Source organism: Listeria sp. ILCC797 (assembly GCF_900186185.1).
In the GTDB taxonomy this organism is placed as follows: domain Bacteria; phylum Bacillota; class Bacilli; order Lactobacillales; family Listeriaceae; genus Listeria; species Listeria goaensis.
In genome coordinates this window covers 20838-47320 of record NZ_FYBS01000008.1, presented here as the reverse complement: position 1 = coordinate 47320, position 26483 = coordinate 20838, and the positions used below count along the sequence as shown (strand labels likewise).

Annotated in this window: 26 protein-coding genes; 24 read left to right on the top strand and 2 right to left on the bottom strand. The window is 41.4% G+C overall.

Annotated elements, in window-relative coordinates; genetic code table 11:
• Positions 1 to 36 precede the first annotated feature (36 nt).
• From BN1609_RS09330 to BN1609_RS09225, 22 genes are all read left to right on the top strand, one after another.
• Positions 37 to 918 carry an ABC transporter ATP-binding protein gene (locus BN1609_RS09330; RefSeq protein WP_088825827.1) on the top strand — a complete coding sequence of 294 codons (882 nt, stop codon included), beginning with the start codon at positions 37 to 39 and terminating at the stop codon, positions 916 to 918.
• A 24-nt stretch (positions 919 to 942) separates the two neighbouring features.
• A complete protein-coding gene (locus tag BN1609_RS09325; RefSeq protein WP_088825826.1) occupies positions 943 to 2556 on the top strand; it encodes an ABC transporter permease in 1614 nt (537 codons plus the stop codon).
• A 71-nt stretch (positions 2557 to 2627) separates the two neighbouring features.
• On the top strand, positions 2628 to 3398 hold the full coding sequence (locus BN1609_RS09320; RefSeq protein ID WP_088810774.1) for a TatD family hydrolase: 771 nt from the start codon (positions 2628 to 2630) through the stop codon (positions 3396 to 3398).
• Positions 3399 to 3689: 291 nt separating this feature from the next.
• Positions 3690 to 4910, top strand: coding sequence for a G5 and 3D domain-containing protein (locus BN1609_RS09315; protein ID WP_088810773.1), 1221 nt, complete (start codon positions 3690 to 3692; stop codon positions 4908 to 4910).
• Positions 4911 to 5004: 94 nt separating this feature from the next.
• Positions 5005 to 5577: a ribonuclease M5 gene (rnmV, locus tag BN1609_RS09310; protein WP_088825825.1), complete on the top strand. Its 573-nt coding sequence runs from the start codon at positions 5005 to 5007 to the stop codon at positions 5575 to 5577.
• Positions 5570 to 6457, top strand: coding sequence for a 16S rRNA (adenine(1518)-N(6)/adenine(1519)-N(6))-dimethyltransferase RsmA (rsmA, locus tag BN1609_RS09305; RefSeq protein WP_088810771.1), 888 nt, complete (start codon positions 5570 to 5572; stop codon positions 6455 to 6457). Before rnmV ends, rsmA begins: the two co-directional genes overlap by 8 nt.
• 117 nt (positions 6458 to 6574) lie before the next feature.
• Positions 6575 to 6832: a biofilm formation stimulator Veg gene (gene veg / locus BN1609_RS09300; protein WP_088810770.1), complete on the top strand. Its 258-nt coding sequence runs from the start codon at positions 6575 to 6577 to the stop codon at positions 6830 to 6832.
• 525 nt (positions 6833 to 7357) lie between these two features.
• On the top strand, positions 7358 to 8218 hold the full coding sequence (gene ispE, locus BN1609_RS09295; protein WP_088815908.1) for a 4-(cytidine 5'-diphospho)-2-C-methyl-D-erythritol kinase: 861 nt from the start codon (positions 7358 to 7360) through the stop codon (positions 8216 to 8218).
• 18 nt (positions 8219 to 8236) lie between these two features.
• Positions 8237 to 8974 carry a chitin disaccharide deacetylase gene (chbG, locus tag BN1609_RS09290; RefSeq protein ID WP_088810768.1) on the top strand — a complete coding sequence of 246 codons (738 nt, stop codon included), beginning with the start codon at positions 8237 to 8239 and terminating at the stop codon, positions 8972 to 8974.
• Between the two features lie 108 nt (positions 8975 to 9082).
• A complete protein-coding gene (purR, locus tag BN1609_RS09285; RefSeq protein ID WP_088810767.1) occupies positions 9083 to 9904 on the top strand; it encodes a pur operon repressor in 822 nt (273 codons plus the stop codon).
• A gap of 185 nt (positions 9905 to 10089) precedes the next feature.
• Positions 10090 to 10761 (top strand): efflux RND transporter periplasmic adaptor subunit, encoded by a 672-nt coding sequence (locus BN1609_RS09280; protein WP_088810766.1) that lies wholly within the window; start codon positions 10090 to 10092, stop codon positions 10759 to 10761.
• A gap of 26 nt (positions 10762 to 10787) precedes the next feature.
• The gene (locus BN1609_RS09275) at positions 10788 to 11474 is read left to right on the top strand and encodes an ABC transporter ATP-binding protein (protein ID WP_088825824.1); all 687 of its coding nucleotides are present in this window, start codon (positions 10788 to 10790) and stop codon (positions 11472 to 11474) included.
• Positions 11471 to 12667, top strand: a complete 1197-nt coding sequence (locus BN1609_RS09270; RefSeq protein WP_088810764.1) for an ABC transporter permease — start codon at positions 11471 to 11473, stop codon at positions 12665 to 12667. The genes BN1609_RS09275 and BN1609_RS09270 overlap by 4 nt, the downstream gene beginning before the upstream one ends.
• Before the next feature lie 620 nt (positions 12668 to 13287).
• Complete coding sequence (spoVG, locus tag BN1609_RS09265) at positions 13288 to 13581, top strand: septation regulator SpoVG (RefSeq protein ID WP_088810763.1); 294 nt, start codon at positions 13288 to 13290, stop codon at positions 13579 to 13581.
• A 120-nt stretch (positions 13582 to 13701) separates the two neighbouring features.
• Positions 13702 to 14007 (top strand): septation regulator SpoVG, encoded by a 306-nt coding sequence (gene spoVG, locus BN1609_RS09260; protein ID WP_088810762.1) that lies wholly within the window; start codon positions 13702 to 13704, stop codon positions 14005 to 14007.
• Positions 14008 to 14314: 307 nt separating this feature from the next.
• Positions 14315 to 15694: a bifunctional UDP-N-acetylglucosamine diphosphorylase/glucosamine-1-phosphate N-acetyltransferase GlmU gene (gene glmU, locus BN1609_RS09255; RefSeq protein ID WP_088815906.1), complete on the top strand. Its 1380-nt coding sequence runs from the start codon at positions 14315 to 14317 to the stop codon at positions 15692 to 15694.
• A gap of 57 nt (positions 15695 to 15751) precedes the next feature.
• Entirely contained in the window at positions 15752 to 16711 is a 960-nt protein-coding gene (locus BN1609_RS09250; RefSeq protein ID WP_088810760.1) for a ribose-phosphate diphosphokinase, read from the top strand.
• Between the two features lie 67 nt (positions 16712 to 16778).
• Entirely contained in the window at positions 16779 to 18698 is a 1920-nt protein-coding gene (locus BN1609_RS09245; RefSeq protein WP_088810759.1) for a transcription antiterminator, read from the top strand.
• A gap of 119 nt (positions 18699 to 18817) precedes the next feature.
• Positions 18818 to 20113, top strand: a complete 1296-nt coding sequence (locus tag BN1609_RS09240) for a PTS sugar transporter subunit IIC (RefSeq protein WP_088810758.1) — start codon at positions 18818 to 18820, stop codon at positions 20111 to 20113.
• 12 nt (positions 20114 to 20125) lie between these two features.
• Positions 20126 to 20428, top strand: coding sequence for a PTS sugar transporter subunit IIB (locus BN1609_RS09235; protein WP_088825823.1), 303 nt, complete (start codon positions 20126 to 20128; stop codon positions 20426 to 20428).
• A 69-nt stretch (positions 20429 to 20497) separates the two neighbouring features.
• Positions 20498 to 22696, top strand: coding sequence for a glycoside hydrolase family 3 N-terminal domain-containing protein (locus BN1609_RS09230; protein WP_088810839.1), 2199 nt, complete (start codon positions 20498 to 20500; stop codon positions 22694 to 22696).
• Positions 22697 to 22699: 3 nt separating this feature from the next.
• Positions 22700 to 23020, top strand: coding sequence for a PTS lactose/cellobiose transporter subunit IIA (locus BN1609_RS09225; RefSeq protein ID WP_088810756.1), 321 nt, complete (start codon positions 22700 to 22702; stop codon positions 23018 to 23020).
• Between the two features lie 101 nt (positions 23021 to 23121).
• Here the strand turns inward: BN1609_RS09225 and BN1609_RS09220 are convergent, their stop codons facing one another.
• Complete coding sequence (locus BN1609_RS09220; protein ID WP_088810755.1) at positions 23122 to 23454, bottom strand: putative heavy metal-binding protein; 333 nt, start codon at positions 23452 to 23454, stop codon at positions 23122 to 23124.
• A gap of 102 nt (positions 23455 to 23556) precedes the next feature.
• Positions 23557 to 24495, bottom strand: a complete 939-nt coding sequence (locus tag BN1609_RS09215; RefSeq protein WP_088810754.1) for an L-lactate dehydrogenase — start codon at positions 24493 to 24495, stop codon at positions 23557 to 23559.
• Positions 24496 to 24875: 380 nt separating this feature from the next.
• Between BN1609_RS09215 and BN1609_RS09210 the strand changes: the two genes are divergently transcribed.
• Both BN1609_RS09210 and pth read left to right on the top strand, forming a co-directional pair.
• A complete protein-coding gene (locus tag BN1609_RS09210) occupies positions 24876 to 25502 on the top strand; it encodes a 50S ribosomal protein L25/general stress protein Ctc (RefSeq protein WP_088810753.1) in 627 nt (208 codons plus the stop codon).
• Between the two features lie 380 nt (positions 25503 to 25882).
• Entirely contained in the window at positions 25883 to 26437 is a 555-nt protein-coding gene (gene pth, locus BN1609_RS09205) for an aminoacyl-tRNA hydrolase (protein WP_088840781.1), read from the top strand.
• The last annotated feature ends 46 nt before the right edge of the window (positions 26438 to 26483 follow it).

Here is a 26483-nt window from a genome sequence, read left to right as displayed (position 1 = left end):
CATTAATAAAACGCGTCAAAAAAGGAGTCTAGTGTTATGACTGAAATTATGAAAGTGCGAGGATTGCAAAAAAAATTCGGAAAATTCCAAGCGTTAGAAGATGTTACATTTACTGTTGGCGCTGGTGAGGTCGTTGGTTTTATCGGACCAAATGGTGCTGGGAAGTCGACAACAATTCGCACAATACTTGGAATCATTAAACGGGATGCAGGTGATGTTACCGTTTTTGATTTAGATGTTTGGAAGGATAGTCTTGAAATTCATAAGCGTATTTCATACGTACCTGGCGATGTAGCGCTTTGGGGCAGCTTGACGGGCGGAGAGATTATTGATTTGTTTATGAAACTTCACGGCGGCGGCGATAAAGCGAAACGTGATCATTTAATCAAACGTTTTGAACTTGACCCTAAGAAAAAAGCGAAGAGCTATTCGAAGGGAAATCGTCAAAAAGTTGGCTTGATTGCTGCGCTTTCGGTTGAGTCCGATTTGTATATTTTTGATGAGCCAACTTCTGGACTGGATCCGCTCATGGAGTCGGTTTTCCAAGATGAAGTGGAAAAAATTAAGCATGCAGGAAAAGCGATTCTGCTTTCCTCTCATATTTTGAGCGAGGTAGAACGTTTAGCTGATAAAGTCGTAATTATTCGGCAAGGGAATATTGTGGAAACTGGTACGCTTGATGAATTACGTCATTTAACGCGTTCAACGATTACGGTTGTAACAGAAGGCGACGCAGGCGAACTTGCGAATGTGGAAGGCGTACATGATTTTGCGCAACACGAAAATAAAGCCACATTTTCTGCCGACAACCAACATATTAATACGATTTTATTAGCGGCTTCTAAGATCGGTGTCAAAAAATTTGAATCTGTACCTCCTACGCTTGAAGATCTATTCATGCGTCACTATGAAGGTTAGGCGATGGGACTGGAGGGGAATCTAATGAAAGAAAAATTTGCTCGCTGGCATATTTTATTTCTACAATATGCCAAACGCGATTATAAGAAAATTATATTTTGGGTAGTAGGTCTAGGCGCTTTTTCTGGGGCTTACGTTCCAGCGTTTGAAGAAATCGCAAAAGGATCAGGCTTAATTGGTATGTATGAAACGATGCAAAATCCGGCGATGATCTCGATGGTCGGACCAACACCTGTTTCCAGTGCGGCCGATTATACGCTTGGTGCGATGTACTCGAATGAAATGCTCCTTTTCTGTGGCTTATTTGCAATGATCGTTTCGGCGCTGCACGTTGTTGGGCACACGAGAAAAGAAGAAGATTTAGGTTTAACTGAACTTGTGCGCTCGTTCCAAGTTGGTCGCCAATCCAATTCGCTTGCGGTCATTCTGGAAACGATTGTAATCAATGTCCTACTAGGCGCGTTTATCGCCATCATGATGGCAAGTTTTGGCGCAACAAGTATTACGCTGGGCGGTTCGATGCTATTTGGGGCATCAATTGCTGCGGCTGGCTTAATCGGGGCAGTTATCGCCTTGGTGATGGCGCAAATTATGCCGAATTCATCAAGCGCGACAGGCGCTTCGCTTGGAATTGTAGGTCTGTTGTATATTTTGCGTGCTGGAACGGATGTCGCCAATGTCGATTTGTCCATGCTAAATCCAATGGGGTGGACATACTTAACCTACCCTTTTACCGAAAATAATGTTTTGCCGCTTTTATATGCTTTGATTTTCAGTGTGGTGATGATTGTCATCGCGTTTGCGCTTGAACAAAAGCGCGATATGGGTGCAGGTTATTTGCCAGAGCGGGAAGGACGCGCTACGGCGAAAAAATCTTTGCTTTCTGTACCAGGATTATTTTTCAAAATTAATAAAGGCGTGATTATCGGCTGGCTGATTGCATTTGCTGTTATGGGCGCAGCGTACGGCTCGATTTACGGCGATATGCAGTCGTTCCTTGAAAGTAACGACGTGTTGAAACAAATGTTTACGCAAACGGGCGTTTCGATTGAAGAATCTTTCACGGCAACGATTATGATGGTGTTAGTGAGCCTCGTTGCGATTCTGCCGATTGCGATTATTAATAAACTTTTTGTGGAAGAAAGCCGGCTTCGCTTAAGTCAACTTTATTCGACGAAGGTAACCCGCAGTAAATTGTACTGGACATCGGTTTCGCTGGCCATCTTGTCGGCGGTAGCCGGAATTTTACTCGCTGTTAGCAGCCTAGGGGGTACAGCCATTTCTGTGATGAAAAATAATTCAACAATGGATATGGGTGACTTTTTAGCAAGCGGCTTTAATTTCTTGCCTGCCGTACTATTTTTCATCGGTCTTGCTGCATTTGTATTCGGCTTTGCGCCTAAACTTGGCAAACTGGTCTATGTTTACCTTGGCTATTCATTTGCGCTCAACTATTTCAGCGGAATTTTAGACTTGCCAGACTGGTTTTTAAAAACGGCGATTCAAAGTTTTATCCCACAAATGCCTATGGAAAGTTTCGACGCCCCAACGTTTGTGACCATAACAATCATCGGTTGCGCGTTAATTATCCTTGGCTACTTCGGCTATAAGAAACGCGATTTAATTGAAGGTGCCTAAAAGAAGGTGAGCTAGCTCACCTTCTTTTTTTATATTATAATAGAAGAAAGATGAATTTTGGAGGAGTAAAAATGCTTTTTGATACGCATGTACATTTAAATGATGACGCGTTTAATGATGATTTAGAAGAAGTGATTAAACGTGCGAAGGAAAATGATGTTACGAAGATGGCGGTTGTCGGTTTTAATCGCAAAACAATTGAACGCGCGCTTGAACTGGCGGATAAATATGAGTTTATTTATTTGATTTTAGGGTGGCACCCTACAGATGCAATTGATTTCACAGATGCGGATTTAGATTGGCTGCGGGAACTTACGAAGCATCCTAAGATGGTGGCGCTAGGCGAAATGGGGCTTGATTATCATTGGGACACGTCGCCGAAGGAAGTTCAATTTGAGGTTTTTCGCAAACAAATTCGGTTGGCGAGGGAAGTCAAGATGCCCATCGTCATTCATAACCGCGAAGCAACGGATGACATTATCCAAATTTTAAAAGAAGAAAAAGCAGAAGAAGTCGGCGGCATTATGCATTGCTTCGGTGAAACGGTGGAGGTCATGGAGGCGTGCCTTGCGATGAATTTTTATATTTCTTTCGGTGGGACAGTCACTTTTAAAAATGCGAAGTTGCCAAAAATTGCGGCGGAAGCTATACCAATTGATCGGATTTTAATCGAAACTGATGCGCCTTATCTCGCTCCACACCCCAATCGAGGCAAAAGAAATGAACCCGCTTACGTCAAGTTGGTTGCCGAAAAAATCGCCGAATTGAAAGAAATGAAATATGAAGACATTGCTACGGCAACAACGAATAACGCCCAAAAGCTATTTCGAATAGACTTTTAATTGTTACATTCCTGTAATAAAAGCGGCTGTCTGTAATGCATTCTTAAGTTTGTTGGATACAAGGGGGATGGATTAGTCCAAACCCCCTGATTTTATGCCTAAGTCTTGAGTCGTAGTTTTTTGACATCTAATTGACATAAAGTCTAATTTTGTCAAAATGAACATTTTCAAGTGGCTTTATATCAATGTTTTTGATGATATATTGAGAAAATGTGAACAAAGAATTGGTAAAATTGACAGTTCTTTCCTCCCTTGTATATAATCACTAGCGAGTAGAAAGGGGAGAAATATATGACCATGGAAAACAGCAGTAACGTAGACCAACCATCAAAATGGAAATTACCTATTTTGATTGCAGGATTTGTTATTGTAGTAGCACTGGTTTTTTATTTCGTTTTCGAAGGAACAAAAAACGATATCACCATTTTAAATGCAGGTGAAAAAATTGAAGCAAAGACACATGCAGCTACAGTTGGTGAAGCTTTAGATGAATCAGGAATTAAATTAGGTGCACACGATGAAGTGTCACCATCTAAAAATACAAAAATTAAAGATGGCATGGAAATTAAGTTTTCTAACGCTAATCAAGTGAATATTACTGATAACGGTAATGAAACAAAAGTGTGGAGTACAAAGGCGACTGTAGAAGAGTTGCTTAAGGATGAAAATATCACAACTCGTCCTCATGATGTTGTTAATGTGGCACTTGATACGAAATTGAAAGACGGTTTAAACATAAAAATCGACCGTGCGATTAATTTGGTATTACAAAATGGTGCTCAAAAAGAACAAGTTTGGTCCACAAAAGCAAATGTTGGTGACCTTTTAGAAGAGAAGAACATTAAGCTTCAAAAAGATGACCGCGTTTCGCCAGCTAAACATACAGCTTTAAAAGAAAATATGGCAATTTTGGTTACATACGTAGATAAAAAGGCAGAAGAAAAGACCGAAAAAATTAATTTTGATACAGTATATCAAAACGATGCTAGTCTTGAAAAAGGTGAAACAAAGGTTGTTTCTGCCGGTAAACAAGGCTCTAAAAAAGTAAAATATGAAGTTGTTTTAGAAAATGGTAAAGAAAAAGCACGTAAACGCATCAGTGAATCAGTTGTTACAAAAAGTGAAAATCAAGTTGTTGCACGTGGAACAAAAGCCGTCCAAACGGTTTCTGTAAGTCATTCAAGCAAGTCGAAAGCGTCGAACGTGAATCGTTCTTCTCAGGCGTCTGCTCCAAGTGGCGGTAAAACTTTCACAATGCAATCAACAGCTTATACAGGTGGCGGAAGAACTGCGACAGGTATTAATTTAAGTGCGAACCCGGGCTTAAAAGTTGTTGCGGTTGATCCAAGCGTCATTCCACTAGGCTCAAAAGTTTGGGTTGAAGGATACGGCGTTGCGATTGCTGGGGACACAGGTGGAGCAATTAAAGGGAATATCGTTGACGTTTATTTCCCAGACCATGGCTCTTGTGTAAACTGGGGACGCAGAACTGTTACTGTACGTGTTTTATAATTAAGTATATCGAGCGAAGCCTAGCGAAATAGGCTTCGCTTTTTTTGTGGGCTGTGGTATGATAACTTTATTGATTTGAAAAAGGACGTTAAAAATGGAGAAACCAATTATTCAAGAAATTATCGTTGTGGAAGGCCGGGACGACACGGCGGCGCTTGGTCGGGCAGTCATTGCCGACACCATTGAAACAGGCGGTTCAGCAATTAATCAAAGCATCTTAGAGGAGATTAAACACGCCAAAGAAAAACGCGGTGTCATTATTTTTACAGATCCTGATTTTCCGGGAGAAAAAATTAGAAAAACCATCGAGGCGTATGTTCCGGGATGCAAACACGCGTTTATTGCGCGCAAGGATGCACTGCCGAAATATGGCCGGGGACTTGGCGTGGAGCACGCCAGTGTTGAAGTTATTCAAAACGCGCTTTTAAGCTATCACTCGCGTGCGGAAATTGCGGCTGAAACGCTAGTGCCACGCGAAAAAATTATCGCCTCAGGGCTCTTATTTGGCGCCGGTGCGAAACAGCGTCGCACGAAATTAGGTGACATTTTGCGAATTGGTTATACGAACGGCAAACAACTTGAGGTGCGTCTAAAAATGTTCGGCATCACAGAACTGGAATTCGATGGAGCACTAGAAGCCGTTTTACAGGAGGAAAAGAATGAGTAAAGATATTGCAACGCCTATTCGGACGACTGAAATTTTAAAAAAATACGGTTTTTTGTTCAAGAAAAGTCTCGGGCAAAATTTCTTGATTGACCCGAATATTTTGCGGCGAATTGTTGGGACGGCTGATGTTACGAGTGAAACAAATGTCATCGAAATTGGCCCGGGCATTGGGGCTCTGACGGAACATTTGGCGCGTTCTGCGAAACAAGTAGTTGCTTTTGAAATTGATCAAAGGCTACTACCTATTCTTGCGGATACGCTTTCGCCGTATGAAAATATTAAAATTGTTCACTCTGATATTTTAAAAGCGGATGTGCTTAACGTAATGCGTGAGCAGTTTGAAAATCCAGATGCGCCACTCAGAATTGTTGCGAATCTCCCGTATTATGTGACCACGCCAATTATATTGCAGCTTTTGCATGAAAAAGTTCCTGCCAAATCAATGACGTTCATGCTACAAAAAGAGGTCGCGGAACGCATTAGCGCGAATCCAGGAACAAAAAGCTACGGCAGTTTATCGATTGCAATTCAGTTTTACATGGAAGCGGAACTGGCCTTCATTGTGCCGAAAACGGTCTTCATGCCGCAACCGAATGTGGATTCAGCAGTTATTCATTTGGTGAAGCGCGAAAAGCCGGCTGCTGAAGTGAACGATGAAATTTTCTTTTTTGAAGTGACTCGCGCGGCTTTTGCTCAAAGACGTAAAACGCTTTGGAATAATTTAGCGTCCAAATTTCCAAAATTAAAGGAACGAAAAGCTGAATTAGAAGCGCGATTTTCGGAAATAAATATCGATTTATCAAGACGCGGAGAAACATTCAGCATTGCTGAATTTGCTAAAATAAGTAATGAATTACAACTTTTCATAAAAAATGATTAATTTTTTATAAGAAAAGATATATTGTTGTTGACATTGTACCATTTCATTGATAAAATATTCTGTTATTGATTTTCCTCTTGCTTTATGCTATAATTTTATTTAGTGAGGTGGAAAATAATGCCAAAAACCATTGCAAGCATTAAAAAAAGCCTAGACGAGAGACTAGGTAAAGCTTTAACATTGAAAGCAAACGGAGGCCGTAAAAAAACGATTGAACGTTGCGGTGTTTTAGCAGAAACCTATCCATCCGTTTTCATTGTTGAACTAAATCAAGATGAAAACAACTTTGAAAGAGTGTCCTACAGCTACACAGACATTCTAACAGACGCAGTCGAACTTGAGTTCACAGACGACAAGACAGAAGTCGCATTATAATGAAGAGCAAGCCGAACCAGTGGTTCGGCTTTTTGCTTGGACTCTTAGGAAGCGTAGTTTGCTTCCTTAGAGTCCAAGTATGAACTTGGAGCAAAGCTCCGAGTTCGAGCCAAAAAACTCTCTTAGGAAGCGTAGTTTGCTTCCATAGAGTCCAAGTATGAACTTGGAGCGAAGCTCCGAGTTCGAGCCAAAAAGCTCTCTTAGGAAGCGTAGTTTGCTTCCATAGAGTCCAAGTATGAACTTGGAGCGAAGCTCCGAGTTCGAGCCGAAAAGCTCTCTAAGGAAGCGCACCTTGCTTCCATAGAGTCCAAGTATGAACATAGTCATCCGAGCCAAAAAGCCCCCTTAATAATCAAATTAGCTTCCATAGCCCCTAATCCCAAGCATAAACCCTCCTCATTTCCTTCCCCCCCCTCCTCAATTCACCCAATCGCACAGCCATCTCACAATTCAAACTACATATTTTTCCGCGCATATGATAAAATAAACGGAGAGATTTTAGAAGGATGTACGGAGGCCGAAAAAATGAAAATAACGATAAAGGCGCCAGCGAAAATCAATTTATCACTTGATGCCCTATATAAACGCGAAGATGGTTATCACGAAGTGGAAATGGTTATGACGACGATTGATTTATCGGACAGTTTGCAGCTAGAACTTCTTTCCGAGGACCGAATTGAATTAGACGTAAAAGCGCACTTTATTCCTGACGACAAGCGTAACTTAGTGTATCAAGCGGCACAGCTTTTAAAAGATAGGTATCAAGTGGAACAGGGAGTTAGAATTACTCTCGATAAGCAGATCCCAGTTTCTGCAGGACTAGCAGGGGGGAGCACAGATGCGGCAGCTACCTTGAAAGGGTTAAACAAACTTTGGAACTTAGGGCTTTCTTTAGAAAAATTAGCCGATTTAAGTGCCGAGATTGGCTCGGACATTGCGTTTTGTCTTTACGGCGGGACAGCGCTTGCTACAGGGCGCGGTGAGCTAATTGAGCGGCTTAAGCGCATGCCCGGGTGCTGGATTATTTTGGCAAAACCGAATATTGGCGTTTCAACCCCGTCTGTTTACAAGGAACTACGGGTGCAGGAAGTGGCGCATCCCGATACGAAAAAAATGCTCGCGGCGATTGCGACGAGCGATTTAGATGGCATTTGTGCGGCCATGGGAAATGTGCTAGAAAGTGTTACGTTAGAAAAAAATAGTCAAGTGAAGCAATTGAAAGAAAAAATGCTTGAATTCGGTGCTGATGCAGCAATGATGAGCGGTAGCGGACCAACAGTGTTTGCGATTGTGAAGCAGCATTCACGCGCGAAACGAGTGTACAACGGATTAAGAGGCTTTTGCGATGAAGTATACATGGTTAGACCATGGTCATATGACGAATAAATATAGAGGAGGATAACGATGAAACTCATTTTTAATGCTGATGATTTCGGAATGACAAAAGGGGCTGTGTACGGCACGTTAGACGCCTATAAGAACGGTGTTGTGCGTTCGACAACAATGCTTGCAAACGGCCACGCGTTTGATCTTGCGGTTCAAATGGCGAAGGAAAACCCGGGGCTTGATATCGGGGTACATCTTGCGCTTACGTTCGGAAGTCCGGTTTTGAAGGATTTGAAGACGCTCGTAAATTATGAGGGCAAGTTTTATCGGAACATCGGTGAGCTGACACAAAACGCACCGGATTTTAGCCTAGAAGAAGTGGAACGCGAATTCACGGCGCAAATCGAAAAAATCAAGGCGGCGGGCATCCCGTTCACGCACTTTGACGTGCATCACCTGCTTGAACCGCATATTTACGAAGTAGAGCATCGTTTGGCAGAAAAATATGGGGTTAGCGTGCGTAGAAGCCTGCCAGACGTGGACTACAAACGATTGAAAACTCCAGACCTATTTTTAAATGATTTCTACGGCGAAGGAGTCACCATGACCACCATTCGCAAAATTGTTGAAGCTTACAAACATACCGACCAAGTCGTTGAAATCATGACGCACCCAGCGTTTATGGATGAGGAATTATTAGGACTATCATCGTATTCGGACATTCGCATGAAAGAAGTGACGCTACTTACATCAAAAGAACTGCAAAATTATTTAGCGCAAGAGAATGTTACGCTAGCTAGTTTTAGGGATTTGTAATAGCTCTTTTAAGTTGTCAAGAATTGCGAAGTCTTTTATAATAAAGAAAAATACGTACAAAGATTTTGATTTTTGATTTAATATACGGAGTTAAAAGGGAGAGAGATTATGAAAATTCGGCGTAGTGAACGTTTAATCGATATGACAGAGTTTCTATTATCGCATCCGCGCAAGTTAGTTCCACTTACGATGTTTGCTGAACGTTACAGCTCGGCGAAATCGTCTATTAGCGAGGACTTAGTTATTATTAAAAAGACGTTTGAAGACCGCGGAATTGGTACGCTTGAAACCGTTCCAGGAGCGGCAGGCGGCGTACGTTATATTTCTATTGCTGGAAATGCAGATGTGCTTGATTTTGTTCAAACGTTATGTAACCGCATTGCTGAGCCGAATCGCCTTTTGCCAGGCGGCTATTTATATTTATCGGATCTTTTAGGTGAACCAGTAACGCTAAAAGCAATTGGTAAAATTTTGGCGACTAAATTTAATGACCAACCGATCGATGCGATTATGACTGTTGCGACAAAAGGTATTCCAATTGCGCAGGCTGTTGCCGAACATTTAAGCGTACCGTTCGTTATCGTACGCCGTGATAGCAAGGTGACGGAAGGCTCAACGGTAAGCATCAATTATGTATCCGGCTCAACAAAACGAATTGAAAAAATGGAATTGTCAAAGCGCAGTCTTGCAGAAGGCTCAAACGTTTTAGTCGTAGATGATTTCATGAAAGCAGGCGGAACGGTTAACGGAATGAAAAACTTGCTTGAAGAATTCAATGCGAAATTGGTTGGTATCGCTGTTCTAGTTGAATCAGAATACGCAGAAGAACGCCTAATTGATGACTACGTATCGCTTGTTAAAATTAAAAATGTCAATGTAAAAGAAAAGCAAATTGAAGTCGTGGAAGGCAATTATTTCACGGTTAAATAGATGAACTAGAGAAGTCTTATAGCAGGACTTCTTTTTTTGTGCCCGCACATTTTAACTTGAATGCTTCATAAAGCGCACGTTTTTTTCAGAAAGAAATCAGTCTGGGGCTGTACGTTGTTTGTGTGATTTTGTGGTAGAATGTATGAATATTGTAGAATTACATAGTTTGAAGAGGAGGAAAAAAATTGAAAAAATGGATTATCGCAATTATTGTCATCGTAGTGATTGGTGGTGGCGTAATTTGGTTTTTAAATAAAGGTGGCGAAAAGAAATCGGCTGATACGAGCGACTTTGTAACAACAAAAGTGAAGCAAGGTGACATGAAAATTAATGCAACCGGGACAGGTGCGATTGTGCCGCAAAATAAACAGTTCCCTGATTATGATGAACTAGAGTTTCAGGCGCAAATGGATGAACTTGATATCCCGAATATCAAAGTAGATCAGGCTGTTACGGTGAGCGTTACCGCACTTCCTGACAAAACTTTCAAAGGAAAAGTTAAAACGATTGCTGATCAGGGGCAAGCCCAAAACGGCGTATCCTCCTTCCCCGTTACGATTTCTTTAGAGAACACGGATGGGTTGAAATCAGGAATGACTGCAGACGCTTCGATTTTAGTGAACGAGAAGAAAGATGCACTCTACGTGCCAATTGAGGCCGTTCAAAAAGATGACGATAACCGTTATTATGTGATGGTACCGAAGAAAGAAAAAGAAGGACGCACGAAAAAAGAAAAACAATTTGTTGAAACAGGATTGCATAACGAAGATAATATCGAAATTACGAAAGGCCTGAAAAAAGGTGATACGGTTATCTTACCTTCCCAAAAATCCACGACAACAGAAGGCGGCTTTTAATCAAGCGGAAAAGGAGGGAACAAGACATGCATCCACTTATTGAGATGAAAAATATCACCAAAAGTTATACACTTGGTGGCGAAACCTTTAAAGCGCTTGATGATGTGACTTTATCCGTTGATGAAGGTGATTTTGTCACCATCGTAGGGCCGTCTGGTTCTGGGAAATCAACACTTATGAATATGATTGGTTGTCTAGACGTGCCGGATTTCGGCAGCTACGAGCTCGACGGAGTTGATGTTTATCGTTTAAACGATAATAAACTTTCTGAAATACGCAATAAAAAAATCGGGTTTATTTTTCAGCAATTTAATTTACTGACAAAGCTTTCCGCGCTTGAGAATGTCGAGTTGCCACTTGTTTATGGCGGTTACGGATCTTCTACGCGGGAAAAAATGGCGATGGACTGCTTAAACCGAGTCGGCCTTGCTGACAAAAAACGCAACCTGCCAACGCAATTGTCTGGCGGACAACAACAACGGGTAGCAATTGCGCGCGCTTTAGCAACCGAACCGTCGATTCTACTCGCAGACGAACCTACCGGCGCGCTTGATTCCAAAACGGGCAAGGAAGTCATGGGCATCTTGCAATCCTTAAACGCAGCCGGAAACACCATTGTTATGATTACCCATGATTTAGAACTCGCAAAATACGGCACGAAAAGCATTCGCATTCAAGACGGCCGTCTGTATAAAGAGGAGGTAAGCAAATGACAATCCTCCAAAGTATGAAAATGGCATTCAAGCAACTTAAAACGAGCAAGCTACGCTCCTTTTTAACCATGCTAGGTATTATTATTGGGGTTGCATCAGTGATTCTGCTCGTTTCGCTTGGAAAAGGCGTCACGCAAGAGGTTAACAGCCAAATGGGTGACCTCGGCTCGAACTTAGTTACGGTCATGAACAATTCCATGAACCCGAACGATAAAATTTCCTATGATGATGCGATGAAATATCAAAGCATCGATGGGGTTAAAAGTGTATCACCTGAACTATCTGGTCAAGTTAATGCCGCTTATGATTACCAAAATAAAAATATAAAAGTTATCGGTACAAATGACCAATATAAGGGCGCACGTAGTTTAGAACTTGAAAGTGGCCGCTTTTTACTGCCGATTGATGTTGAATACGGCCAAAAAGTAGCAGTGTTAGGCCCAAGCGTGGCTAGCGATTTATTCGGCTTTTCTGACCCAGTTGGGAAAACAATCCGTTTAAATGGCCTGCCATATAAAGTGGTAGGCGTCTTAAAAGAAAAAGGTGCATCTATGATGGGCTCAAGTGATGATCAAGTCTTCATTCCTATTATGGCCGCACAACGAATGTTGAAAGATACGAATGTACGCACGATTTATGTGGAAACAGATTCCGCGGATTCCGTTGATTTCGTTGTGAACACACTTGAATCACGACTTTCTATCCAGCTGAACGATAATGCAGAGGATACCTCCTCGCAATTAGGACCGAAGTATCAAGTTATTAATCAACAAGAGATTTTAAATGCCTTTAATACGATTAGTAACACACTTACTACCGCTTTAGGTGCTATCGCCGCCATTTCGTTAGTAGTGGGTGGAATCGGTATTATGAACATTATGCTCGTTTCCGTTAGTGAACGAACGCGTGAAATTGGAATAAGAAAAGCTTTAGGAGCGAAAAAGCGCGCTATTTTAACACAGTTCTTAATCGAATCTGTTGTTATTAGTGTAGTGGGCGGTGTTATCGGGATAATAATTGGCGTCAGTGGCGCAGTCATTTTTGGCAGCGTGGCGAATATTCCTTCCGGTGTAACGGCTGGCACAATTATATTCTCCTTCGTATTCTCGCTTTGCATAGGCGTTATCTTTGGTATCGCGCCAGCAAATAAGGCTGCTAAACTTCGACCTATTGATGCGCTCAGATCAGAATAAATTAAAAAAACACTTGGCCGGTAATCTAAAACGATTATCGGTCAGGTGTTTTTTTGAAAGTTGTAAAAATACCTATCGAAAAAGTATAAAAATATACGAAATGCTGTCTTGTCATCTATTTTTAATATGTTTGTTACACAATGAAAGTAAATGAGGTCTTAAATACTAAGTGGAAAAGTGGGTATTAGTGTATATCCCTTTGTTATCAATGGTTTCAAGGTTTCATTTTGTAGGGGGTTTGAATGAAAAATTATTTTATTTATGAATTTTTATAGAAATATTTTTGGTTTTAAATTGTGCACGAATTGATGGTGAGTTTTACTTTTAGAATATTTAAGAAATCGGAAACGCGGTTAAATTAGTGTGTCGCAACGATTTTGGTATACTTAATTAAAACTTTTTTAAAACAATTCGATTTGTCAATAACGATTAGTGAGATAGCTTGAATTTTTGAATCGAATTCACAAAGTTGTCAAATTTTCATTTTTTTATTATTATATGTATAGGGAAAATAGAGGTGCCTGGTGAAGAAGTGAAATCTCGATTTTCTTGGTTAGCTTTCCGTGAGACTTTAAGGCTTCGGAAAAAGTATGACAACTAGAATTAAGGTGGTGAAGAAAATGGAAATTACAGATGTGAGATTACGACGTGTTGAAACAGATGGAAGAATGAGAGCAATTTCTTCAATCACGATTGATGGTGAATTTGTTGTTCACGATATTCGTGTCATCGATGGCAACGATGGGCTTTTTGTCGCAATGCCAAGTAAGCGAACTCCAGATGGAGAGTTCCGGGATGTCGCGCATCCAATCAATTCAGATACACGTGCGAAAATACAGGAAGCTGTACTCGCTGCGTATGAAGTGGCTGATGAGCCAGCTGTATCTGAAACAACTTCTGCTGATGCAGAATAACAAAAATCCCTGGAAATTAGGAGCTAGTGAGTGAAACGGACAGAGAGGGATACCTGAATCTGATACCGCAAGCGAACCATCCTTGTTGTAAAGGGGCAAATGGGATAAGGAGTGACGGAAATGCAAGTAACAGATGTGAGATTACGTCGAGTTGAAACTGATGGAAGAATGAGAGCAATTGCCTCAATCACTTTAGATGAGGAGTTCGTCGTACATGATATTCGTGTTATTGACGGAAACAATGGACTTTTTGTCGCAATGCCAAGTAAACGTGGTGTTGACGGAGAATTCCGTGACATTGCCCACCCAATCAACTCTGATACGCGTGGAAAAATTCAAGACGTTGTTCTAGCTGAATATGAACGCGTTGGTGAAGAAGAAGCGAGCGAAGTATCAGAAGAAACCGAATCAGTTTCTGCTGAATAAAATGAATTTAATCACCCGAGCTACTCGTTAAGAGTAGCTCTTTTTTGATTCGTAAAACTATGCTATACTAGTTTTAGACAACTTTTTGAAAAGGGGCTTTATAAAGTGAGTGATTTTACAAAGGTAGCACAACTGATAAGTTTACTTAAAAACAACTCATTTAAGGGACAAATCTCCCCTTTTTTAGAAATACTACTTTACCAGAAAAATGGTAAGGTTTTTTTGCGTCGCGTGTAACCTTGAAAAAAAGTAGGTTTTACGGTATCATTCAATATGGAAGAATAGTGGTAATTGGAGGTCTTTTTATATGACGAATCAATATGCAGTCGTGCTTGCAGCGGGACAAGGCACACGTATGAAATCTAAGCTTTATAAAGTGTTGCACCCAGTTTGTGGAAAGCCGATGGTTGAACATGTTGTGGATCAAATTGCGCAACTAGATATGAAAAAAATAGTTACAATTGTTGGGCACGGAGCAGAAGATGTTCGTGAACATTTAAAGGATAAAAGTGAATTTGTTAAGCAAGAAGAACAATTAGGAACAGCGCATGCCGTTTTGCAAGCAAAGGCTTTACTTGCCGATCTTGACGGTGTAACCATCGTTGTGTGCGGGGATACACCGCTTATTGAAAGTTCGACAATGGGGGCGCTTATCAAGTATCATTCGGAAAAACGTGCGAAAGCGACAATCTTAACAACGCGATTAGAAGATCCAACTGGTTATGGTCGCATTTTGCGTGATGATTTAGGAATTGTTGAACGCATTGTAGAACATAAAGACGCTACTGAAAAAGAACAACGCGTCCAAGAAATTAATACAGGAACATATTGTTTTGATAATCGCTCGCTTTTTGATGCGCTTTCTAAAGTTTCCAACCACAATGCGCAAGGTGAATACTACTTGCCAGATGTGATTAAGATTCTAAAAGATGCAGATGAAGTGGTGGCTGCTTATCGTATGGAAAACTTTGAAGAGTCACTCGGTGTAAACGACCGCGTCGCTTTGGCAGAGGCAAGTAGATTGATGAGAAATCGCATCAATGAACGACACATGCGTGCAGGTGTAACACTCGTTGATCCTTCCAGCACTTATATTGATGTAGATGTTGAAATTGGTCAAGACACAGTCATTGAAGCGAATGTTATGCTGCGTGGGAAAACAAAAATCGGCGAAGATTGCTTAATCTCTAGCGGTTGCGACTTTGACAATGCAACAATAGGAAATCGCACCGTTATTCGCTCTTCTGCCATTGAAGATAGCAAAGTTGGCGATGATGTTCAAATCGGGCCGTACGCGCATTTGCGCCCAGAAACAGACGTGCATAACAACGTCAAAATTGGCAACTACGTAGAAACTAAAAAAGCAACTGTTGGGGAAAATACGAAATTACCGCACTTCATTTATATGGGTGATGCCGAAATCGGCAAGAACGTTAATGTAGGCTGTGGTTCGATTTCCGTCAACTACGATGGCTTCAATAAATTTAAAACGAAAATTGGCGACAATGTATTTGTAGGTTGCAACTCCAATTTGATTGCGCCAATTACAGTCGGCGATGATGCTTATATTGCGGCGGGTTCAACACTGACTAGTGATGTGCCAGATGGTTCACTTGCAGTCGGACGTGCACGCCAAGTAAATAAAGAAGGCTACGCTAAAAAGATCGTAGATAAGTTTAATAAATAATTTTTTCAACCTTTTTTGAAGAAATATCATTTATATAAAAATTTGTGGAGGCTGATTATGTCAAACGATTATTTTGATCCAAAGTTGAAAATTTTCTCGTTGAATTCAAACCGTGCACTAGCGGAAGAAATTGCGAAGGAAGTAGGAATTGAGCTAGGTAAATCGAGTGTAACTCATTTTAGTGATGGCGAAATTCAAATTAACATTGAAGAAAGTATTCGTGGTTGCCATGTGTATGTTGTTCAGTCGACAAGCTACCCAGTTAACCAGAATTTAATGGAACTTTTGATCATGATTGATGCGCTAAAACGAGCTTCAGCAGCTACAATTAATATTGTAATGCCGTACTATGGCTACGCGCGCCAAGATCGTAAAGCAAGAAGCCGTGAACCAATTACGGCGAAATTAGTTGCCAATTTAATTGAAACAGCGGGTGCAACACGAATGATTACGCTAGATATGCATGCACCGCAAATCCAAGGTTTCTTCGATATTCCAATCGACCATTTAAATGCCGTGCGCTTACTTAGCAACTATTTTAGTGAGCAAGGCTTGACAGGCGATGATATTGTTGTTGTTTCTCCTGACCACGGAGGTGTAACGCGTGCGCGTAAAATGGCAGATCGCCTAAAAGCGCCAATCGCAATTATTGATAAACGCCGTCCTCGCCCGAACGTTGCCGAAGTAATGAACATCGTCGGAAAAGTAGATGGCAAAGTATGTATTCTAATTGATGACATTATTGATACAGCAGGTACAATTACACTTGCTGCAAACGCACTTCGTGAAAACGGAGCAACACGCGTATTTGCAAGTTGTACGCACCCTGTTTTATCTGGCCCAGCAATGGACCGAATTCAAGATTCACCAATCGAGAAATTAGTCGTAACAAATTCTATCGATCTTGCAAAAGATAAATGGATTGATAAAATGGAGCAGTTATCTGTTGCAGCTCTTTTAGGCGAAGCAATCGTTCGTGTTCATGAAAACGAATCTGTAAGCTCGCTTTTTGAATAAAATGCAGTGAGAATGAGCAGAGTCTAATCTTTAGATTCTGCTCTACTGTTATCAGGAGTGTTTTTTTATGGCAGAAAAGCAAGTTTTAATTCCGCGGTGGCAAAAATTGCTTCAACAACTATACGCAAAAATGGATTTTATGAGCGGAGAAGAACTCGCTTCTAGCCTGCAGGTGAACTCGCGAACAATTCGGAGTGACGTTAAAACGATAAACGCCATTTTTTTAGTTGATGGAAACAAAATCGAGGCTGTGCGCGGAAAAGGGTATCGACTTGAACTTCAAGATGAAACCGCTTTCCTTGGTTGGCTTGCGCCGTTTAAAGAGGAACGTTTTAATTTGCACGTCATTCCGACGCTCGCCGAAGATCGAGTCGCCTACATCATTCGCTATTTGCTTCTCCAAAACGGCTTTACAAAGCTTGATACGCTCGCCGAAGAGTTGTACGTCAGCAAGTCGACCATTAATTCCGACATTTTGGACGTGAAGCGGAAGCTTGCGGAACATCATTTAACGCTTTCGAAAAGAGCCAGCTACGGGGTAAAAATTGAGGGTTCCGAGGTGAATATTCGGTTTTGTTTCTCGAAATATCTGTTAAGTGATTCTGTAAGCCTACTTGTGAGCGAGGAGGAACAGACTTTCTTTGGTGAAATTGATCTGCGGAAAATCCAGACGATTATTTTGGCGAGCCTTGAACAATATAAAGTGCAAATGACCGATATGGCGATTAAAAATTTGATTATCCACGTCGCAATTGCTGTGCGCCGTATTAAAGGTGCGCAATATGTTCACCAAGGAGACCTTCAAGATTTGGAATTTAATATTCAAGAACTGCGCGCTTCGCAAAAAATCATTCGCGAAATTGAAACGCTTGAATCCATCAAGTTCCCAGAAAGCGAACTGACCTATATTTTGCTACATGTATGTTCGAAGCACGTTTTGCAAAGTTATAATGGTTACCGAGAAATCATCATCGTGAATAAAATGCTTGAGGAAATCAAACGCCAATACGGGTATGATTTTTCAGCGCATCAGCAATTTATAGCGAATTTAGCTTTGCACTTAAAGCCCGCAGTGAACCGGATTAAGTTTAATATGAATATTCATAATCCGTATCTTGAAAATATTAAAACGAATTACCCGCTCGCTTTTGAGTTAGGACTTGTCGCCCGAGAAGTTTTAGCACTCGAATTGGACCAGCCCATCAGCGAATCAGAAGTCGGCTATTTAGCGATTCATTTCCTATACGCGTTAAGCGATGCTTCGAAAGAACGAAAAAAACGCGTTTTACTCGTTTGCGCGTCCGGCATAGGCACAGCGAAATTATTAGAATCGAAAATCCAAAAAATATTTGCCGAAGAAATTGACATAATTGGCAGCTACTCACTGTACGAATATAAAACCGGCAACTGGCAAGCCGACTTTGTCATCTCGACCGTTCCGCTTGGCGACGCATTAGGCGAATACGTTCAGGTGACGCCGTTTTTATCCGAAATAGATATCCGCAACATTCAAAAGCGCCTCCCGAGCATAACTAGCAAAAATAACTTCGAGCAGTTCTTTTCCGCGAACTACTTTGAAATTTTGGAAGAAAAGTACAGTAAAGATCAGGTCCTAACATTGCTCGCGCAAAAATTCGAAGAGACGAGCAGCGACCAGAAAGCCTTCCTAGAGTCCGTCAAAGAACGTGAAGATATCGTGGCAACATACTTAGGAAATGGCCTAGCCGTACCGCATCCCATATTTGCCGAAGTAAGCGAAACTAAAATTGCCGTTTGTATCGCTAGAGAGCCCGTTGTGTGGAATGAAGATGGCGATGTGGCACAAATTATTTTCATGCTGGCGATTAAAAATAAGGAACAAGAACACCTTTCGCAAGTATACGAAATGATAAGCCAAGTCGTTGAAACGCCAAAGCTCGCGAAGGAAATAAAAAAAGCGACGAACTTCAATGAGTTTATCCAAATTTTAGCGCGACTGGAAACATGAGGGTGAAAAATGGCTCTCATGTTTTTTTGATTTCCGCTACTTGCCAGAGGTTGCGGAAAAAGACTGCATTTATTTCCAATAAAGAAAGCGCTATATTTAAGTTATAGGAGGGAATGCACATGAAAAAATTCATTGAAAAATTAACATGGCTATCACAAAAATTAGGCAATCAAATACACTTGAAATCAATGCGAGATGCTTTTGCCACAATTCTTCCATTTATTATGTTATCCGGTTTTATGGTTTTAATTAATAATGTCATCATTAAGCCAGACGGTTTTATGTCCAATATTATTAGTTCCGCCACCTTAACCAAATGGCAAGAGCTTGGAACGAGTATCGTGAACGGGACGCTAGGCATCATCACCTTGCTCATCGGCGCGTCGGTTTCATACTTTTTGGCACAAAATCGGAAATTTGAAAATCCATTTGCGCCTGCGCTACAAACCATTGCTCTTATCGTTATTTTTATTCCACTCATGACTTCGGTTGTACCAGTTGGCGCAAAAGAAGCCGTTGAAGTTTCTGGCGTTATTCCGACAGCGCTTACAGGTTCTGCTGGCATGTTTGTTGGGATTGTCACGGCGCTACTCTCGACAGAAGTTTTTATTCGACTTTCAAAGAGCGAGAAAATGAAAATTCGCATTTCGGGGGAAAGCGTACCGCCAGCAGTTATTAAATCGTTTAACGTTTTAATTCCAACAATGCTTACAGTATTATTATTCGCATTTATTTCGTTCATCGTTAACTTAATCTTTAGCTTAGATTTATATTCCATTATTAGCGCTGTCATTCAACAACCACTAACGTTCTTAGTGACAAGCGTACCTGGTTTCCTTACCTTAATGCTGATTTCGCAAATGTTATATTCCATTGGGATTGCAGGAAGCGGTATACTAGGCCCCATTATGGACCCCGTTTTACTCGCGAATATGCAAGAAAATATGACGGCATTTGCAGACGGCACAACAATTCCGCATATCATCAATACAACTTTCCGTGATATTTTCGGCGTCATGGGTGGCGGTGGTAACACAATTGCGCTGCTTATCGCCATCTTCATTTGGAGCAAACGAAAAGATTACCGCGAAATTGCCGGATTATCCGCTGCACCGGGAATATTCAACATTAATGAACCAGTTGTTTTCGGTCTGCCGATAGTGTACAACCTGAGTTTGATGATTCCGTTTATCTTATCAACTCCGCTTTGTCTATTACTTGCTTACATCGCAACAAGTATCGGCATGATTTCCAAAGTCGTTGTACTCGTACCGTGGACGACACCACCAGTCATATCTGGCTTTTTAGCAACAGGTGGCGACTGGCGAGCGGCTGTTTTTCAAGTCTTCCTAATAGGTGTCTGTATCTTGCTATACCTACCATTCCTAAAAGCAAATGATAATTTAAAAGCGTAGGAGCTGATTTTGATGAAAAAATTGATGTTAATGTGTAACGCTGGAATGTCTACGAGCGTTTTAGTTAAAAAAATGCAAAAAAGTGCTGCTGAGCAAGGTATTGAAATTGAGATTTGGGCGATTTCGGAAACGGATTTTGAAAAAAATTGGCGCCATGCAGATGCGATTTTGCTTGGCCCGCAAGTAAGCTATATGAAAGACAAAGTTGCTGAAATCGTGGGTGACAAACCAGTGGACGTCATCGCAATTGTCGACTACGGTCGAATGAATGGTGAAAAAGTTCTAGAACAAGGACTTGGACTGTTAGCAAAATAATGCCAGAAAGGAGTGTTTCATGTGGCGACACAACCGATTTCTGAACGAGTGGAAGAACTTTTGCAAAAAATGACATTACGAGAAAAATGCGGACAACTAAATCAGCGCTTATATGGCTGGGAAACTTTCGCTTGGAATGAAAACGCTGAACTTGAATTGACGGATAAGTTTAAAGACGAAGTTGAAAGATTTGGTGGCATAGGCGCGTTGTATGGCTTATTTCGGGCAGATCCGTGGTCGAAAATGGACGAATCAACGGGGATTCCCCGCGCACAGTCTGCGAAGGCCGCAAATTTACTTCAAAAATATGTAATGGAAAACACGCGTCTTGGTATTCCAATGCTTCTTTCAGAAGAAGTGCCACATGGGCACCAGGCGGTCGAAAGTGAGTCGTATCCGGTCAATCTCGCGAAAGGGGCTTCATTTAATAAGGGGCTTCAAAAACGGACGGCGAGAGCCGTGGGGGAGGAAATTGCCTCGAAAGGCGTCCATCTAGCTTTAGCCTCAGCGCTTGATGTTTTACGTGACCCGAGATGGGGGCGTTCGGAGGAGTGTTTTGGCGAGGATCCGTATTTGGCGGGTGAGATGACGGAGGCGCTTGTTTCGGGCATGCAGGAAAATCAGCGAATTGCTGTCGTGCTGAAACACTTTGCGGCGCAAGGTGAGCCGGTTGGCGGGCACAATTCGGGGCCGGTTTCAATTGGGGAGCGCGAACTTAGAGAGATATTTTTACCGCCGATGGTTGCTGGGAAAGCGGCAAAGGGCGTCATGGCAGCGTACAATGAAATCGACGGCATCCCTTGTCATGCGAACGAGGCGCTCTTGACGGATATTTTGCGAACGGAAATTGGGTTTTCGGGTGTCGTTATGGCAGATGGCTGCGCACTCGACCGACTTTTGATGCTTGGTGGGACTGAAGAGGCGGCCGCTAAAATGGCGCTTTCAGCCGGGGTGGATTTAAGTTTGTGGGACGAAGTTTACCCGCACATTGAATCGGCTTTTCAACATGGTCTTTTGGAAGAAAAAATAATCGACCGAGCTGTGCGGCGGGTTCTCACCCTGAAATTTGAACTTGGCCTGTTTGACAATCCTTACGTAGATGAGGCAGTTCCGGAAGTTGATTTTCGGGAGATAAATTTGGAGGCAGCCAGAGAAAGTGTTTGCTTGCTGGAAAACCGAAATCAAACGCTGCCTTTTTCAAAAAAAGTAAAAAATATTGCGGTCATCGGCCCGAACGCGGATGCGCTTTACAATCAGCTTGGCGATTATACGGCGCCGCAAAAAGCTGGGCGCGGTGTGACCGTTCTAGCTGGCATGCGGCAGGTGGCGCCTGATGATGTGGTGATTACGCATGAAAAAGGTGCTGAAATTCGCGAACGACTTCCAGAGAGTTTAAACCGCGCGCAAGAAGCTGCGGCGAATGCCGATCACATTGTGCTTGTGCTGGGCGGTTCAAGCGCGCGAAATTTCGATATGGAATTTCTGAAAAACGGCGCGGTTAGCTCAAAGGGGCCGAACATGGACGCTGGCGAAAACGTCGATGTGGCAAGCCTGGAACTCCCGGAATGTCAGATGGAGCTGTACCGAAAGATGCGCGAACTACACATTCCACTCACCGTTGTCATCATTGCCGGTCGACCAAATGCAATCGCTGAAATCGCGGAAACTACAGACGCGCTACTTATGTCGTTTTATCCGGGCGCGCAAGGCGGCGAAGCAATTGCGGAAACGCTATTCGGACACAACAATCCGTCGGCAAAACTGCCTGTTAGCATTCCGCGCCAAACGGGGCAACTGCCCGTGTACTACAACCAAAAGGACGTCGTCTACCAAGAAAACTACTTTGACGGAAGCGGCGCCGCACTATACCCATTCGGCTACGGAAAAAGCTACAGCACGTTTGAATATCAGTCGTTAACCACTGAAAAATCAATTCTTTCTGTAGAAAAACTTGAACAAGGCGAGACTTTTATTTTGAAAGTAGGCGTAGCAAACGTTTCAGCGCGCACTGGAAAAGAAGTCATCCAACTATACGTGCATGGCAGGACTGGTAGTATCACAAGGCGCAAACGCGAATTGAAAGCCTTTTGCAAAATGGAACTAAAAGCTAATGAACATCAAACGATGTGCTTTAAAATTGGAAAAAAAGAACTTGAAGTTTGGTCTAGTCAGAAAAAATACCAACTTGAACCCGGGAAAGTCGATATTTTCATTGGAAACGGCCGGGAAACTTTTTTAGAAACAGTGATAGAGATTGAGGAGGCTTAACTCATGGAAGGGATGGAATTAGCGTCGTTTGAAATTATTAGTTCAGTCGGCGCAGCTAGAAGTTGTATTATTGAAGCCATGCAGCTAGCGAGGCAGGGGAAGTTTAAAATCGCCTACGGGAAAATCGATGAGGCGAATCGCTATTTAAGTGATGGGCACAAGAAGCATGTTGAACTCATTCAAAAAGAATCTGAAGGCGACGAAGTGCCTGTTTCCATTCTTTTTATGCATGCAGAAGACCAATTTATGACCACATACTCATTGCGCGATGTTGCGTATGAAATGATTGCAATATGGGAAGAACTCAAATCAGAAAAAGTTTAAGCTATAGTTAGATTTTATTCTGTAAAAATAAAGAAGCATACATCTAGTGATAATGCCATCTTGGATAATGGTTTTCATTAGATGTATGCTTGTTTTTACGCTTAATAATCTTGAACTTCAATCACAACCGCAGTGCCAGATGCTGTGACCATCAGCATACCATTGTCAGCGCCGAGTACCTCATAATCGATGTCTACGCCGATAATCGCATTCGCTCCAAGTTGTTCAGCGCGGTTTTCCATTTCGCGAATCGCTTCTTCACGCGCCGCAATTAATTCGTCCTCATAGCCTTGCGAACGACCGCCGAAGAAATTCCGCAAACCAGCACCGATATCTTTGACGAAATTCACGCCTGTAATGACTTCACCGAATACAATTTTCTTATACTCGACGATTTTTTGCCCTTCAATATTTGGAGATGTTGTTGTAATCATATGTCAGCCTCCTTTATTTTTCTTTAGTGTACCTCGTTTTAAAAAGAAAATCAAAGAAGCTAGGAAAGTGATTCCTAGCTTCTTTACGTGGGTGTTGTTCAATTAAATTTCTTTCATTGCGTCACTTAAAACTTTTTTAAGTGTTTCAGCTGAGTTGCGCATTTGTTCTTTTTCTACGTCATTTAGTTTCATTTCAACAATGTGGCGCACGCCTTGGCGGTTAACGACCGCTGGAGCACCAATGTAGATATCGTTTAAGCCGTAGTGGCCATCTAAATAGACAGAAAGTGGCAAAATTGCGTTTTCGTTGTTTAAAATCGCTTTGGAAATACGTGCTAGAGCTGCTGCAATACCATAGAAAGTTGCGCCTTTTTTATTGATAATTTCATAGGCTGCATCACGCACGCTGATGAAAATCGTATCCATCGCACCTTGTTCATTTTCTGAAATCCATTCTGTGATAGGAAGTCCGCCGACAGTTGTGTGGCTCCACGCTGGGAACTCTGTGTCACCATGTTCGCCTAAAATGTACCCGTGTACATTACGCGCATCTACTTTTAAATAATCAGCAATAGACATACGGAAACGAGCAGTATCAAGACTTGTGCCAGAACCGATGACGCGTTCTTTAGGAAGTCCAGAGAATTTCCAAGTCGCATAAGTAAGGATATCAACTGGATTTGAGGCAATTAAGAAAATCCCGTCAAAGCCACTTGCCATAACTTCATCGACAATCCCTTTCATAATTTTTATATTACGATTAACAAGATCAAGACGTGTTTCGCCTGGTTTTTGAGCTGTACCAGCTGTGACAACTACTAAATCTGCATCGTGGCAATCGCTATAATTAGCGGAATAGATTTTTTTAGGTGCGGAAAAAGGAACAGCATGACTTAAATCGATAGCATCTCCGATAGTTCTGTCCTTATCGATATCGATAATACCGAATTCTTGGCCGATATTTAAATTTACACAAGCAAATGCGTAACTTGAACCAACAGCTCCATCACCGACTAAAATTATTTTTTGGTGGTCTTTCATAATTAAATTTCCTCCTTAGCAAACTTTTTACTAATACAGTATAACACTTTATTACACATTGTGAAACCCTGAACGTCCTTAATTTGGAAATTTGTACTAATAAATTTATGAAAACGCTGTAATACAGTTTGAAAGCTCTTCCATTCCAAATATTTCTATAATTAACGCAGTAATTTTTTGAGAAATACATCGGATTGCGCTAAAATTGAAGTATGATAACTAAATTTCACGCTAGTTTCTGTTTACCTTTTATGAAAGAAAATAAACCTTGTTTGCCGAAAAACTTGGTTTAAGGCGACTTTCTAATTGTTTTAACTTTTACTACTAGGGTAAAGATAGTTATTGTAGAATACAAAATGAATGAGTGGAGTGAATTTTTTATGGCAACTAATTTAGAAGTTCAAAAAAGAGATACGAAACAACATTCGCAAGTGACAGAAATCCGTGTGGCAGGTCGTATTCCAGGTATTATTTACGGTTATCAATCTGAGAATATTACGATTTCAGTTGATTCCCTTGAGTTAATTAAAACGATTCGAGAACATGGGCGTAATGCAGTATTCTCAGTAACTATTGATGGAAAAAAATTAAATGTTCTTTTACACGAATACCAAATAGATCCACTAAAAGACGAACTAATCCATGTCGATTTCTTAGCCGTGAACATGAGCGAAGAAGTTGAAGCAGATGTGCGTATTGATTTAGTAGGAGAATCTTCTGGGGTTAAAGAAGGCGGCGTCTTGCAACAAGTCCTTTATGAAGTGACGGTTGCCGCAACGCCAGATAAGCTTCCAGAAGCAATTGAAGTAGATATTACAAAATTAGCGATTGGTGACTCACTTGCAGTGGGTGATATTCCTAAAAATACCGATTTTGAAATTAAAACAGACGTGGAAGAAGCTGTAGTAACTGTTGCTGCACCACGTACCGAAGTTGAAACAACAGCCGGTGAAGAAGTTGCCGAACCAGAAGCAGCTCACGGGTCAGCAGAAGAGCCAGTTGAATAAATAAGAAAAAGCGCAAGGTTTTTGTTTTGAAAACCTTGCGCTTCATTTTTGTTTACGGAAATGAAGTAAGGGTTTAGAATGCAAACAGCGAATAAGTAATTTAAATGGGGTAAAGCTCATCAATAGAAGAAAGTATAGAATCACCAGATGAATTCTTGCTTAAAGGCTGCTCAACTTAATTGTTGAGTTTTTTTATTTTATAGAAGTTAATATCAGGCATTGCAATGTCTATCTGCCCTTTTTTAGTTAACTGATATTTACATTCTGTTATATGAAAAACTTTCAAAACTCTAAATCGCATGTTATAATTTAGGCAATAACTTTCTAGTGAAACCAGTTCATTTATGAAGTGGTTTTCGTGTGCATAGGAGAATAAATGGATGAAGATGATTGTTGGACTGGGAAATCCAGGAAAAAAATATGAACGAACAAGGCACAATGTTGGGTTCATGGTAGTTGATGAACTTAGCTATCGTTTTAGTGCGCCTTGGAAAAGTTCGAAATTTAATGGCATGGTGAGTCAGCTCGTAATAAACGGCGAGAAAGTGTTGCTCGTAAAACCGCTGACGTTTATGAATGTATCTGGTGAGTGTGTTCGTCCGCTTATGGATTATTATCAAATTGATATAGAAGATTTAATCGTTGTATATGATGATTTGGATTTGCCAGTTGGGAAAATCAGGCTGCGGCAAAAAGGCAGTGCAGGTGGACATAACGGGATGCGTTCGTTGATTCAACATTTAAAAACACAAGATTTTAACCGAATTCGTGTAGGGATTGACCGACCGCCAAAAGGTGAAATCATTCATTACGTGCTCGGGGATTTTCAAAAAATAGAACAACCAGATATAATTGCGGCCATAAAAAAAAGCGCAGATGCCATTGAAGATGCGACTAAAATGCCGTTTCTAGATGTAATGAATCGCTATAACTAAGCGTGCTGAGCTAGTAAGAGTCTAGCTTATGCGTGCTTAGTTGCTC

Bases quoted from the DNA above. Each gene is read 5' to 3' on its own strand.
- BN1609_RS09330 (WP_088825827.1), top strand. From the start codon at position 37: ATGACTGAAATTATGAAAGTGCGAGGATTGCAAAAAAAATTCGGAAAA.
- BN1609_RS09325 (WP_088825826.1), top strand. From the start codon at position 943: ATGAAAGAAAAATTTGCTCGCTGGCATATTTTATTTCTACAATATGCC.
- BN1609_RS09320 (WP_088810774.1), top strand. From the start codon at position 2,628: ATGCTTTTTGATACGCATGTACATTTAAATGATGACGCGTTTAATGAT.
- BN1609_RS09315 (WP_088810773.1), top strand. From the start codon at position 3,690: ATGACCATGGAAAACAGCAGTAACGTAGACCAACCATCAAAATGGAAA.
- rnmV (WP_088825825.1), top strand. From the start codon at position 5,005: ATGGAGAAACCAATTATTCAAGAAATTATCGTTGTGGAAGGCCGGGAC.
- rsmA (WP_088810771.1), top strand. From the start codon at position 5,570: ATGAGTAAAGATATTGCAACGCCTATTCGGACGACTGAAATTTTAAAA.
- veg (WP_088810770.1), top strand. From the start codon at position 6,575: ATGCCAAAAACCATTGCAAGCATTAAAAAAAGCCTAGACGAGAGACTA.
- ispE (WP_088815908.1), top strand. From the start codon at position 7,358: ATGAAAATAACGATAAAGGCGCCAGCGAAAATCAATTTATCACTTGAT.
- chbG (WP_088810768.1), top strand. From the start codon at position 8,237: ATGAAACTCATTTTTAATGCTGATGATTTCGGAATGACAAAAGGGGCT.
- purR (WP_088810767.1), top strand. From the start codon at position 9,083: ATGAAAATTCGGCGTAGTGAACGTTTAATCGATATGACAGAGTTTCTA.
- BN1609_RS09275 (WP_088825824.1), top strand. From the start codon at position 10,788: ATGCATCCACTTATTGAGATGAAAAATATCACCAAAAGTTATACACTT.
- BN1609_RS09270 (WP_088810764.1), top strand. From the start codon at position 11,471: ATGACAATCCTCCAAAGTATGAAAATGGCATTCAAGCAACTTAAAACG.
- spoVG (WP_088810763.1), top strand. From the start codon at position 13,288: ATGGAAATTACAGATGTGAGATTACGACGTGTTGAAACAGATGGAAGA.
- spoVG (WP_088810762.1), top strand. From the start codon at position 13,702: ATGCAAGTAACAGATGTGAGATTACGTCGAGTTGAAACTGATGGAAGA.
- glmU (WP_088815906.1), top strand. From the start codon at position 14,315: ATGACGAATCAATATGCAGTCGTGCTTGCAGCGGGACAAGGCACACGT.
- BN1609_RS09250 (WP_088810760.1), top strand. From the start codon at position 15,752: ATGTCAAACGATTATTTTGATCCAAAGTTGAAAATTTTCTCGTTGAAT.
- BN1609_RS09245 (WP_088810759.1), top strand. From the start codon at position 16,779: ATGGCAGAAAAGCAAGTTTTAATTCCGCGGTGGCAAAAATTGCTTCAA.
- BN1609_RS09240 (WP_088810758.1), top strand. From the start codon at position 18,818: ATGAAAAAATTCATTGAAAAATTAACATGGCTATCACAAAAATTAGGC.
- BN1609_RS09235 (WP_088825823.1), top strand. From the start codon at position 20,126: ATGAAAAAATTGATGTTAATGTGTAACGCTGGAATGTCTACGAGCGTT.
- BN1609_RS09230 (WP_088810839.1), top strand. From the start codon at position 20,498: ATGACATTACGAGAAAAATGCGGACAACTAAATCAGCGCTTATATGGC.
- BN1609_RS09225 (WP_088810756.1), top strand. From the start codon at position 22,700: ATGGAAGGGATGGAATTAGCGTCGTTTGAAATTATTAGTTCAGTCGGC.
- BN1609_RS09220 (WP_088810755.1), bottom strand. From the start codon at position 23,454: ATGATTACAACAACATCTCCAAATATTGAAGGGCAAAAAATCGTCGAG.
- BN1609_RS09215 (WP_088810754.1), bottom strand. From the start codon at position 24,495: ATGAAAGACCACCAAAAAATAATTTTAGTCGGTGATGGAGCTGTTGGT.
- BN1609_RS09210 (WP_088810753.1), top strand. From the start codon at position 24,876: ATGGCAACTAATTTAGAAGTTCAAAAAAGAGATACGAAACAACATTCG.
- pth (WP_088840781.1), top strand. From the start codon at position 25,883: ATGAAGATGATTGTTGGACTGGGAAATCCAGGAAAAAAATATGAACGA.